Raw genomic sequence first — 13,342 nt, 5'->3', positions numbered from 1 at the left:
TGCTGATACCTTTACCTGATAATGTTGTTTTGCGCAATGGTGGGTTTGAGTCTGGTAATCCTGCTTTGTTTGGTGCGAGGGGTGTAAGTGGAGCGGTTCTTGAGTGGGCTACTGATGAGAGTAGGAGTAGGGATTATTCTTTGAAGATAGCGAAGGGGGTTACATCGGAGGCGGTTTATTGGGAGAGCGAGAATATGTGCACATATTGGGCGCCTTTTATATTTCCTGGGAAGGAGCTTGTGATGGGTGGATATGTTAAGACGAGTGGTGTAAATGTTAATCCTCAGAGTGATGATCAGAGGTTTTACATTGAGTTTTCGTTTTATGACAGGGCTGATAATTTGATAGGTGGTCAACCTGTTAGGGTATATGTTCCGCAGGAGAATTCAAGTGTTGATTGGACAAGGATAGAAAATGATGTTTCTGTTGTTTTGCCTGATACTGCGTATAAGTTGATAGTAAAGTTGGTTGGTGGTAAGGATGCTACGGGTAGTGTTTGGTTTGATGATTTATTTTTGTATGGTAGGAGGGCGGAAGGTTGGGATTGGGTAGGTAGTTTGTTTAACAATAGTTTTAATGCGAATGAGGGATGGTTTTATTGGTGGAAGGATTTTGAGCTTGGGACGAATGAGTATATAACGGCTACGGTTAGTTCCGAGGCGAGTCATAGTGGGAGCAAGTCGTTGAAGTTGGCTGAGTGGGATATGGATAGTGATGAGGTTGTTTGGATAAGTGACATATATGAGTTGCCTGTTAAGGGTAAGGGTAAGAAGTATGTTTTGAGTGCTTGGGTTAAGATAGATAGTTTGATACCTGATTCACTTTTGAATGAGAGTTATGCTATTGGTTTTACTTGGACTTGGCACACAAGGGTAGTTGGACCGAATACCGGTTGGAGTGAGAAGAGGGCAGAGGATTACAAGTTTGATTTGAAGTTTATGAGGGATCAAGGGTTAAGTCGCCTTGATTGGACGCAGTTTGCAACTGTTATAACTGTTCCAGATGATGATGTCGTTGCTGTAAGTGTTAGAGCAAGGTTCTGGCCACTTTTCTATGGAAAAGTCTTCTACGACGACTTTGCACTTGCACCGATAAGCGATATAGTTGTTGGGGTTGACGATAAGGTTTTTGTTAGAGATGGTAACATACCATCAAAGTATGAGTTGTATCAAAACTATCCAAATCCATTTAACCCATCAACTGTGATTGAGTATTTCTTACCTGAGGCTGGTCATGTGAAGCTTGAGATTTACAATCTTGCTGGACAAAAGGTGAGGACGTTGGTTGACTCATATTTTGATGCGGGCAGGTATAGGATTTATTGGGATGGAACAGACGACAATGGGATACGTGTATCTTCGGGGATTTATATATATCGTCTTGTTGCCGGTGGAAATGCTATTGCTAGGAAGATGATTTTGCTCAAATAAAATTTTGGGGGCACTTTGTGCCCCCTGTTAATTTAAAAAATCTCACAAAAGGGTGAGATGATATGTTGAGAAAATTTTTCATTATCTTGGTTTTAGTTTTGAATTTTGGGTCTCTTTTCTCGGGAACAACGGGGAAGATAACCGGCAGGGTTGTGAATAAATCAACTGGTGAGCCGTTGTTTGCTGTGAACATTATAATTGAGGGGACTACGCTTGGGGCAGCAACTGATATGCAAGGAAATTATATAATACTTAATGTTCCACCCGGAATTTACACTTTGCGTGCGAGTGCTGTGGGTTTTAAAACTGTGAGGGTTACAAATGTTCGCGTTTCGGTTGATCAAACTACAAGGGTTGATTTCAAGCTTGAAGAGGTTGCGATTGAACTTGGTGAGGAAGTCCTTGTTGTGGCTGAAAGACCACTTGTTCAAAGAGATCTGACATCAACGACGGTGAAGATAGGTAAGGATATGATTGAGAAGTTACCGGTTGAGAATTTCACCGATTTAGTTAATCTTAAAGCGGGTGTTGTTGAAGGTCATTTTCGTGGCGGTCGCATAGGTGAAGTTGCTTATCTTGTAGATGGTATTCCTGTAAATGATGTCTTTTCAAATACTTATGCAATCCAAGTTGAAAATCACACTATACAAGAAATGGAGGTTATAACTGGCACATTTAATGCTGAATACGGTCAGGCGATGTCCGGTGTCGTCAATATAATAACAAAAGAGGGTGGGGATAAATACTCCGGGAGTTTCTCAAGTTATTTTGGTGATTATATCTCTTCGCACCGCGATATTTTTATGAACATAGGTGATATAAAACCAAACTCCATATATAATTTTCAAGGGACACTTGGCGGACCTTTTCCGTTTCTTGGAAATAGGTTTAGTTTTTTCTTCTCGTGGAGATACTATAAAAACGACGGTTGGATTTATGGTAGGAGAATTTTTACTCCATATGACTCATCAAATTTCAGTTCGGATGACCCCTCTAAGTGGTATATTGGTGCAACGGGTGATGGTGCATATGTTCCGATGAATCCGGAGCAAAGGTTGACATTTCAGAGTAAGATTTCGTTTAAGATTACGCCTTCAAACAAGCTAAATCTTGAAGGCATTTATCAGCGCAGGTTTTTCAAAATTTATGACCACAGGTTTAAATACAATCCTGATGGGGACTACAAAAGATATCAATACTCGTATACCTTGACGCTCAACTATACCCATGTGGTGAGTTCATCTTCGTTCTTGACTTTGAAAGGTTCAATTCTTTATAACGATTATCAGCAATATGTTTGGAAGGACATAAATCTTTATCCTGATCCGAAACGACTTCAAGATGCAAGCAACAATGCCTTCTTGACGGGTGGGTCTCAGATGTGGCATTTTTTCAGAAACACGAGAACATACATCGCAAAGGTTGATTATACGAATCAGATAACATTGACACATCAAATAAAGACGGGGATTGAGTTTAGGTTCCATCGTTTGTGGCTAAGAGAATATGAGATAGTTCGGGATGAGAGATTTAAAGACAAGTTTGTTCCATCGCTTCCACCGAGGACATCTTTTAATAACAACGAATATCTTCACAAGCCGTATGAGTTTTCTGCTTATCTTCAGGATAAGATGGAGTTTGAGTATCTTGTTGCGAATGTAGGTTTAAGGTTTGATTATTTTGAACCGGATGGTAAAGTTTTGATTGATCCGGATCATCTCCCTTCGGATAGACCGCTTCCTGATAGTTTATTTAGGAAGGCGAGGGCAAAATATCAACTCAGTCCGCGAATAGGTCTTGCTTATCCTATAACTGACAGGGGTGTAATTCACATCTCTTACGGACATTTCTTTCAAATCCCACCGTTTGAATTTCTTTACACCAATCCAGAATTTGAAATTGAGGTTGGAAGGTTAAAGAGTAAAATTGGAAACGCCGACCTTCAGCCACAGAGGACTGTAAGCTATGAGATCGGGTTACAGCAACAGCTTAGCGATGATATCGCAGTTGATATAACTGGGTATTATAAGGACATAAGAAATCTTCTTGGGATGCAGATCCATCAGTATTTGAATGTTGATAAATTTGCAAGGTATATAAATAGAGATTATGGTAATGTTCGTGGTATAACGGTATCTTTGGAGAAAAGATTTAGGGATGGTTTTGGTGCCACACTTGATTATACCCTTCAGCTTGCCCGTGGCAACGCGTCTGATCCTGATGCAGAGTTTTTAAACAATCAAGCTGATCCTCCGATTGAAGGTAATAAGCAGCTCGTTCCTCTTGATTGGGATAGGAGGCATTCTCTCAACTTTACGGTTTCACTTGGGCAACCGGATAACTTTGTGTTAAGTTTAATTGGGCAACTTGGCACGGGATTTCCTTACACACCAGCTTTTCAAAATCAAAGAATAGCGGTTGAAAACAGCGATAACAAACCGCCAGTTTATAATTTTGATCTTTATTTTTATAAGATTTTTAAACTCTTTGGCTTAAATATGCAATTCTTCGTGAAAGTTTACAACGTGTTTGATATAAAGAACGAGATTGAAGTTTTTGGTGATACAGGTCGGGCTGGCTACACTTTATCTACGATTTATTCTGGTCGTCCCAGGGGTATAAACACGGTTGAGGAATATTTCACAAGACCTGATTTTTACTCTGAGCCAAGGCAGGTTATTTTTGGGATTTCATTTGACTTTTAAAAATAAAAATTCTCCCCCTGTTATGATTAAAAAGTTTTTGCTTTTTTTGAGTTTTATTCCACTTGCTTTATTTTCACAGCATGTTAAACCAGACCCAAATGTCGGGCACAGGAAATACACCAAGCAGGGGATAATGGATGGGAACATGGTCAGGACGATGTTTTTTAATCACGGTGAGGTTGCTCATTGGCCTGATCAACCAAGTGGAGAGTGGCCCAAGGGTAGCGGTCATTCTTATGTTGACGGTGTTGCTATGATAGTTCAAGTTGAGACGAGGGATAGAACTGGTAAAATAATTCATCCTATGGAGACGATGTATCGTGAGTTTATTGACATAGGACCTGATGGAACCCCATGGGGTTGGGCTCCTTTGCCAGGGTATGCAAATCCGACGCAACCGAAGCCAGCTATGAGCAATGACCCCTCAACTTGGCCAGCATTTTGGCCCGATAGACCGCCAGATTGGGCTGGTTATTGGAATGGATATTTCGGAAAAGGTGTTAGAAACGCTGATCTTGAAACATATTTTGTCTTTGATGATGATCCAGACGAAGAATGGGATTTTTATCCCGACCCAACCGATACAACAAGAAGGGGAATTGGAATGGAGGTTGCAATGCGTGGTTTTCAATGGTCACATGTGCTTGCACAAGATGTTATTTTTTGGCATTATGAAATTTTAAATGAAGGGAAGACGGATTATCAAAAAGCTCTATTTGCTCAATATATTGACTGGGGAGTTGGAGGAACGGATGATTCAGGTGATGATTCTGGTTTGTATGATACGGAACTTGACATCGCTTGGGCTTTTGACTCAGATGGCATTGGAACTCCAGGGCGATGGGGTCCAGTTGGTGTTGCAGGTTATGCCTTTCTTGAAAGCCCAGGGATTCAAAATGACGGTAAAGACAATGATGACGATGGGATTATTGATGAGCGAAGAAATGACCCCGATGCCGGTCAGCTTATAGTGGGGAAAGAAAACATAATTAGTTACATTCAGGCAAATTATGACCTGGCGAAATTTTTAAGGTTTTACAACTATTCAAGCGTCGATGATATCCCTGCTGTAAGGCAAGGTTATTGGTGGACAGCTGATGAGAACATGAATTGGCGGGGCTTCACTGATTTAAACGGAAATGGTATATGGGACCCCGGCGAACCGCTTAATGATGATGTTGGAAGTGACGGAATTGGTCCACTTGACGAGGGTTATACAGGACCTGACCCAGATGGTAGCGAAGGTAATGGTCGTCCAGATCAAGGTGAGCCAAACTTTGGAATTCTTGACAAGGATGAATCAGATCAGATCGGTTTGACTGGTTTTTCAATTTTCCCTGTTCATACTTATGAACTTTGGGACGATGAGCAAAATTGGAGCGTTTTTACTGCACCTCTCCCACAAAAGGACCAACTTCTTCAGGCGGTCAATCTTGGGATGTTCTTTTCATCTGGGATTTTCCCTATGCCAGCAGGTCATGTTGAGAGGTTTTCAATGGCTCTTTTATTTGGTCAGGATAGAGATGATTTGATAAAAAGAAAAAAGACAGTTCAACAGATTTACAATGCAAATTATAGATTTGCAAAACCGCCTGAAAAGCCCCGACTTGTAGCTGTGCCCGGTGATAAGAAGGTTACGCTTTATTGGGATTCAAGAGCTGAACTTTCTTGGGACCCGTTCCTTCAGGAGTATGATTTTGAGGGATATAAAATTTATAAGAGCACGGATCCAAGTTTTCTTGAAGCATTTGTTATAACTGATGCACACGGTAATAAGTTGTTCAAAAAGCCCATAGCACAGTTTGACCTTGTAAACGGGATAAAAGGTTATCATCCAATTGATATCTACGGGTTGAAGTATTATCTCGGAGATGATTCCGGTTTGAGACATTCATTTGTTGATCAAGATGTTCAAAATGGACAGACATATTATTATGCTGTTGTTTCTTATGATAGGGGTTATGTGACTAGGGATGCTTATGGAAACATTGATGGGATTGCTCCATCTGAATGTACATCAATTATAAAAGCTGATGTGACTGGAACGATTAAGCCAGATATAAACACAGCCGTTGTCACTCCAAATCCCCCATCCGCTGGTTATATTGAGGCAGGTATTGATGGAAATTTAACGCATGTTGGACCCGGAACTGGCAGAATTGAGGTTCATATACTTCAACCCGACTCAATAAAGGATGGGCATATTTATAGGGTCTCTTTCTTTGACACATCAAAATTTTATAATTCAGCTATTCCAAGGTATTCAATCTATGACTTGACATCTGGGATTAGAATTGTTGATACCGTTGAGTTAAAAGTTTACGGTCAGGAGTCGCCGATTTTCAATGGTCTTGTGATTTATCTTTACAACGATTCATCTGTTAGTCTTGACAACAACAGGACTGGATGGGTCAAGGGTAATTCAAATTATATCGTCAGAGTTGACCTTGATCCAACTTTTGTAGTGAGGAACATAAAATATCCTGCTGATTTTGAGGTTCGTTTCAGCGACAAAGTTATTGATACTTCTCTTGCGTTAATTTTCGGACAGCAGAGAATCCCGGTTAAATTCACGGTTTGGAATCTCACAGAGGGTAAAAAGGCGGATTTTATTTTCTTTGATTCAGATAAGGATTCAACGCTTTCCCCAGGGGACAGGTTGATAATTGTTCTTGGTGGCGATTCAGCAACTCAGAGGCCAAATCCGAGAAGTTGGAAGGCGACTTGGAGGGTTCAATTCTTTGAGGACACCTTGAAACCAGTTCAAATTCCACCGTCCCCCGGGGATGTTTATTTGATCGCTACAAGGAAGCCATTTAGAAATGGAGAATATTTTGAGTTTAAGGTAAGGGGTCAGGGAATTGACTTTGAAAAAGCAAAAAGTGACCTTGATAAAATTTCCGTTGTTCCCAATCCCTATGTTGCTACAGCTTCTTGGGAACCGGCAAATAGATACAGAGCTGGCAGGGGTGAAAGGAAAATTTGGTTCGTAAATTTGCCAAAGAATTGCACGATAAGAATTTACACGATCAGGGGTTACCTAGTTGATACAATCGTTTACAACGGGAGTGAGAATTACGGGGCTGTTTCATGGGACCTTGTTTCAAAGGATGGAATGGATATAGCTTATGGGATTTACATTTATCATGTTGAAGCCCCAGGGATAGGCGAAAAAATCGGACGTTTCGCAGTGATAAAATAAATTCAATTTTTGTGCCATGAAAAAAGTTTGGTTTATCTTATTATTCGTCTCATTTTCTTATTCGCAAAATTTTGTATCAAATGTTTCAAAAGTTGGGACAACAGCTGCTGTTTTTCTTAGTATACCTGTTGGAGGGAGGGCAACCGCTATGGGTGGGTCATTTGTTTCTGTCGCAAATGATGCAAGCGCCTTATATTGGAATCCTGGTGGTATCGCAAGGAGCGAGGGAATAAAAGCGATGTTTCAATATACAAGTTGGCTTGCGGATACAAAATTTGGTTTTATAGGGGTTGTCCTGCCTGTTGGTTCTTTTGGGACGCTTGGAGCAAGCTTGACAACTTTGACCATACCTGATATGCCGGTTACAACGGTTGAAAGACCTGAGGGGACAGGGGAATATTTTAATGCGAACGATTTCGCTTTAAGTTTGACATATGCGAGAAATTTAACAGATAGGTTTTCAATAGGATTTAATGCGAAATATATTCGGCAGAGGATATGGCACATGTCGGCTTGGGCTGTTGCCATTGATGTTGGAACGCTTTTTAAAACGGATTTCTTCGGTGGTATGACCATTGGAGCAACGATCTCAAATTTTGGTACAAGTATGAGAATGTATGGGAGGGATGCCAGAGTTTTCTATGACCCAGATCCAAATAAATATGGGAATAATGATAGGATACCCGCAATGCTTGAAACTGATAACTGGCAATTACCATTGAATTTTCAGTTTGGGATTTCAACTTATATCTTTAATTCAGAAGCCAGTAAGCTTATGATATCAACAGACGCTGTAAACCCAAGCGACAATTATCAATATATAAACGCTGGTGCGGAATACTCTTTTAGGGACATGTTCTTTATAAGAGGCGGTTATCAAATGCTCTTTTTAAAAGATGGTGAAGGTGGCTTATCTCTTGGCGCCGGTGTTAAGATGCAAATTCCGTTTAGCGATATGAAGGTTCAGTTTGATTACTCATACAACGATTATGGCAGGTTGAAAGGTGTCCATACAGTTGTGTTAAGTGTTGAATATTAAATTTTGGAAAGTTTATGAAAAAATTAATCTTCGTCGCTTTCCTTGTTGATATAGCTTTTTCGCAAAGCTTTGATATAAATTTAAAGCACATTGATTATCTCGTTGAAAAGGTTGTGATGGATGCTGATACGGTTGCGATAATTCATATATATTCAAATTATCCCGATTATAAATATGTCCCAGCACTGGGTGAGGGGATTGCCTGCGTTGATGACGCAACCAGAGCTTCGGTTGCTTATCTTATGCATTATGAAAGGTTTAGAGACCAGCATAGTTTAAATCAAGCGAAGCTTCTTCTTAAATTTACATTGAAGATGCAAGCGGAGGATGGCGGATTTTATAACTTTGTTTATGAGGACCTTTCAATAAATAAATTCGGTCAAACAAGCAACAATGATAGTTTTAAGTGGTGGGCTTGCAGGGCACTTTGGGCTATGGGCTATGCTTATAATATTTTCTCAAAATTTAATGTTGAGAAAGAGTTTAAAGATACGCTTGCAGTTAGGATTGAAAGGGCATTGTCAAAAGCGATAAGGACGATAAATAAGTCCGATATTTACGAGTTGTTTATAAATTGGAAAGTTCCAGCGCAAGGTTATTGGCTACTTGAAAATGGCGCAGATGCATCGGCTGAGGCGGTTATAGGAGCGTCGCTTTATTATGAGTTTTCAAAAAGCGAAAAAGCAAAGTGGGTTGTTGAAAAACTTTGTAAAGCGATCTCAACATATCAATTTGGGGATGAGGATGACTTTCCTTTTGGGATGCATCCATCTTTCACTCCAAATCTTTACATTTGGCATTCCTGGGGAAGCAGACAATCTTATGCGCTTCTTATAGCCGGGAAAATTTTTAATAGAGCGGATTGGATTGAGTCGGCAAGAAGGGAAATAGATAACTTTTATAAAAAAATGCTTCTATCGTTTGATTTAACTGATATAAAGCCGTATCCAGAAAGGGGTGATCAGATAAATTATGGCATCGCTCCGATCGTTCAAGCATTCATTGAATATGGAAAGATAACAGGGGACACAACTTACAGAATGTTCGGCGGTCTTTATGGGTCTTGGTGGCTCGGAAATAACATAGCAAATTATCCGGTTTATGATTCTGCAACCGGCAGGTTTTATGATGCGGTTAAAGCAGATGGAACGATGAACTTAAACTCAGGGGCTGAATCCGTCTCAGAGGGTCTTATTGGCTTACAGACAGCGCTTTACGATGATATCGCTTCAAGATATCTTTTTTATAAGACAAAGTCGGACAATTCTTATAAGATAATTGAAGCTGAAAATTTTGCTTCAACATATGGTGACCCGAAAAAAATTTATTTGAGCGAATTCAACTGGGCGAACATAAGTAAAGGTTGTCTCGTTGAGCTTAAGAATGAGGATGGGATAAGAATTAAGTTTGACATTGACAATGTTTATGACGATTTGAACTTTTACACGATTTATGTTCAATATCGTAAGAGGAGTTTACCAAGCGGTTATGCTGGGGTTGAAATCGTGATTGATTCAATTTATAAGTTTTACTTTGATATGAGCGGTTCTTCGTCGCAAGATTATATCTGGATAGATAGAATTAACGGTTCTTTCCCTCTTCATTCTGGAGAACATACGATTGATGTCTATTTCAGAGGTGTTGGCGATTTCGTCTGGATTGACTACTTCATAATTCAACCAATCGTTGAGAGGAAGATTTTTCAAAGTCCTGATGGGGCTGAATTGAAAGTTGAGCGCGCAGTGATAACTGGAATTAAGGAAAGAGGTTCTTTTGATGATTTAGACGATTTTGAAGTTGATATTTTCCCAAACCCATTTAACAGGGAAACGAATGTTTTTTTAAAGGGCAAAGGCATCTTCAAGTTGAGAGTTTTTGACATCTGCGGGAGGAAGGTTGATGAGATGACATCTGAAGCAGGGTTGTTAAAATTAAATTTTGATAATAATTCAAGCGGATTGTATTTCTGTTTTGTTGATGCTGGTGGATTTTCAAAAATAAAAAAGTTGATACTGTTGAGATGAAATCGTTCTTGTTTTTATTTATTTTGTTTTTTGTCTTTGGGTGCTCAAGTGATCGGAAAAATGCTTTTAATCAGGCGAACAAAAAATTAACGTATTGGTGCGCTCCAAATCCTGAGGAGATTGAGCTTGCAAAAATTCTTGTTGATAAATGGAATCGGCTTCATCCTGAGATTCAAGTTGAAGTTCAAGCTTTACCAGCTGGTCAATCCTCAGAGGAAGTTCTTCTAGCAGCGATAGCTGGGGGAACAACCCCAGATGTTTGTTCAAATATCTGGCCAGGGGCAATAGCTGAATACATAAAAGCTGGTGGTTTAGTTGCGCTTGATGAATTTGAAGATTTTGATTCTCTTATCAGTGCCCGGAAAATCCCAGTTGATTTGCTTGAAAGTTTCAGGTCAAAGGATGGGCATTTTTATCAACTTCCTTGGAAGACAAACCCTGTGATGCTTTTGTATAATGTTAAAATTTTTGAAAAAGCAGGGATTGAGAGAGCACCAAGGACATATTCCGAGTTTTTTGAGGCGTGTGAGAAAATAAAAGAGCTTGGGATATTCCCAGGGTATACGGATATAAGACCGATCTGGTGGCAGAGGTTTTTTGATTTTTATCCGTTTTATATCGCTTCATCCGGTGGGAGAACGTTTTTTAAAGGTGATGACCTTGACATTGATTATGAGATTGCTGTTAAAGTGTTTGATTTTTTTAGAACCTGTTTTAAAATGAAATATTTCCCAATTACGAATTTTCAAGTTGATCCCTTCTTGAGCGAAAAAATCGCAATGAGATTTACCGGTCCTTGGACTATAACTTATCTTGAGGGGAATAAGCCGAGCGGGTTTGAGTATGATTTCGCTCCAATTCCAGTCCCGGACGATTATCAAGGCAAGGTTTACACTTATGGTGATCCCAAGAACATCGCCATATTCAGCACAACGAGATATAAAAGGGAAGCTTGGGAGTTTGTCAAGTTTCTTGTGAGCGAGTATTCGGATTCGCTTTTGCTTGAAATTTGCAATCAGCTTCCGATAAGGGGTGATTTGCTTGAAAATAAAAAATTTGCGGATTATTTTAACCGAAATTTAAAAATGAAGATATTCGCAGAGCAAGCGCCATTTACAAGAGGGGTTGATGAAGTTGTTGAGATGAAGGAGGTTTTTGATGCGATCTCGCGTGAGTTTGAGGCGTGCGCTGTTTACGGTGCTAAATCGCCTGATGAAGCGGTGAAAAATTTGATTAAGAGAACAAAAGTTATAATTGAATGGTCAAAATGAGTAGGGTTGAAAGCAAAGCTGGCTATTTTATGGTTATGCCTTATTTTGTTTATTTCGCCGCATTTGTTGCTTATCCTTTGTTTTTTTCATTTATACTTATATTTCACCGCTGGAACATAGTCACGCCGATGGAATTCATCGGGCTGAAAAATTTTGTGAGGTTGTTTAGGGACGAGCTTTTCTTCAAGGCAATAATTAACACCTTAATTTTCCTATCAATTCACATACCGCTTCAAATTGTTATAGCTTTATTTTTCGCAAATCTTCTTAACAAGCAAATAAAATTTCGTGCTTTCTTTCGCGCGCTATATTTTCTTCCAGTTGTCGTCTCTGGTGTTGTTATAACTATACTATGGCAACAGATATATGCCTATGAAACGGGCTTAATAAATCAAATGCTTTTGGGTCTTGGTTTTAAGAAAATCCCATGGCTTGTGAGTCCGGAAATTGCTATGCCTTCAATTGCTGTGATGGCTACTTGGAAAAATGTTGGGTTTTATATAGTCCTTTTCCTTGCTGGGCTTCAGAGCATACCGAATGAACTTTATGAGGTCGCTGAAATTGATGGTGCTTCAAATTTCCAAAAATTCTTCAGGATAACGCTCCCACTTTTAAATCCAACTGTTGTTCTCGTTGTCGTTTTATCAACCATTGGTGGCTTTTCTCTATTTATTGAGCCGTATATCTTAACTGGTGGAGGTCCATTGGACAGCACCCTTTCAGCTATGCTTTATATTTATAATCAGGCGTTTTATTTCAACCATATGGGCTATGCTGCGACGCTTGGCTTTTTCTTCGCAATGGTGATATTAATCATCGTCATTATCCAAAGAAAATTTATAGAAAGGGAAGTATATTGAGGCGTAACGCACTAACATATATAACTCTTGTAATCGGGGCTATTTTCTTCGCATATCCATTCTTGTGGATGTTTTTTGCATCATTAAAGCCGGAAACCCAGATATCAGAGTTGTGGTTTATGTCGGAAAATTTAAGTTTTAAAAATTATTCCACCGTCTTCGCAAAAATACCTATCGTCCGAGCGTTTTTCAATAGTTTGTTTGTGTCAACGGCGATCACCTTCTCCGTCATAATATTTGGTTCAATCGTAGGATATGCGCTTTCAAGATTGAACTTTAAAGGGCGAGACTTAATTTTATTTCTTATCTTGTTCACGATGATGATACCCTTTCAGATCACACTTATACCAACATATGTCCTTATAGTTAAACTTGGTTTTGTTGATTCTTACGCTGGTTTGATTTTCCCGGCGATGATGAATTCGCTTGCTATTTTAATTTTCAGACAATTTTTTCTGACGATACCGCAGTCATTGATTGAGTCGGCTCGGATTGATGGTTGCAACAACCTTCAAATTCTTTTCAAGATAATAATTCCATTATCAAAGCCAGCGGTTGCAACGGTTGGGATTTTAACCTTTACATCAAGTTGGAATGAGGTTCTTTGGCCCCTTATAGTTGTAAGGAGTGAGAAGTTTATGACAATGCCTCAACTTGTTACGATTTTTGTTGTTGGTGGACAAGCTGGAAGTCAACTTGGCGTTCAGCTTGCATCCGCAACATTGCTGGCTTTACCGATTATCGTTGCATATGTTTTCTTTCAAAGATATTTCATTGAGAGTTTGGCGAGAACGGGATTAAAGGAATAAAA

General features: G+C 39.5%; 8 protein-coding genes. All 8 read left to right on the top strand.

Annotation, left to right across the window (positions count from 1 at the left end; all coding sequences use genetic code 11):
- Positions 1 to 1,430, top strand: a 1,430-nt coding sequence (locus FKZ43_RS09495; protein WP_140945655.1) for a FlgD immunoglobulin-like domain containing protein, incomplete at its 5' end; no start/stop codon positions are given.
- A gap of 62 nt (positions 1,431 to 1,492) precedes the next feature.
- Positions 1,493 to 4,135, top strand: coding sequence for a TonB-dependent receptor (locus FKZ43_RS09490; protein ID WP_140945654.1), 2,643 nt, complete (start codon positions 1,493 to 1,495; stop codon positions 4,133 to 4,135).
- Between the two features lie 22 nt (positions 4,136 to 4,157).
- A complete protein-coding gene (locus FKZ43_RS09485) occupies positions 4,158 to 7,337 on the top strand; it encodes a fibronectin type III domain-containing protein (protein ID WP_140945653.1) in 3,180 nt (1,059 codons plus the stop codon).
- A gap of 16 nt (positions 7,338 to 7,353) precedes the next feature.
- Positions 7,354 to 8,376 (top strand): PorV/PorQ family protein, encoded by a 1,023-nt coding sequence (locus tag FKZ43_RS09480; RefSeq protein WP_140945652.1) that lies wholly within the window; start codon positions 7,354 to 7,356, stop codon positions 8,374 to 8,376.
- A 14-nt stretch (positions 8,377 to 8,390) separates the two neighbouring features.
- Complete coding sequence (locus FKZ43_RS09475) at positions 8,391 to 10,400, top strand: T9SS type A sorting domain-containing protein (RefSeq protein WP_140945651.1); 2,010 nt, start codon at positions 8,391 to 8,393, stop codon at positions 10,398 to 10,400.
- Positions 10,397 to 11,671, top strand: coding sequence for an extracellular solute-binding protein (locus tag FKZ43_RS09470; RefSeq protein WP_140945650.1), 1,275 nt, complete (start codon positions 10,397 to 10,399; stop codon positions 11,669 to 11,671). Before FKZ43_RS09475 ends, FKZ43_RS09470 begins: the two co-directional genes overlap by 4 nt.
- A complete protein-coding gene (locus tag FKZ43_RS09465; protein WP_235894738.1) occupies positions 11,668 to 12,531 on the top strand; it encodes a carbohydrate ABC transporter permease in 864 nt (287 codons plus the stop codon). Before FKZ43_RS09470 ends, FKZ43_RS09465 begins: the two co-directional genes overlap by 4 nt.
- Complete coding sequence (locus FKZ43_RS09460; RefSeq protein ID WP_140945648.1) at positions 12,528 to 13,340, top strand: carbohydrate ABC transporter permease; 813 nt, start codon at positions 12,528 to 12,530, stop codon at positions 13,338 to 13,340. Before FKZ43_RS09465 ends, FKZ43_RS09460 begins: the two co-directional genes overlap by 4 nt.
- Positions 13,341 to 13,342: the final 2 nt, after the last annotated feature.

The sequence above is a fragment of the Candidatus Thermokryptus mobilis genome (assembly GCF_900070205.1).
Taxonomy (GTDB): Bacteria; Bacteroidota; Ignavibacteria; order Kryptoniales; family Kryptoniaceae; genus Kryptonium; species Kryptonium mobile.
Note: the sequence above shows the minus strand (reverse complement) of the source record. Positions and strands in the feature narration are given on the sequence as shown.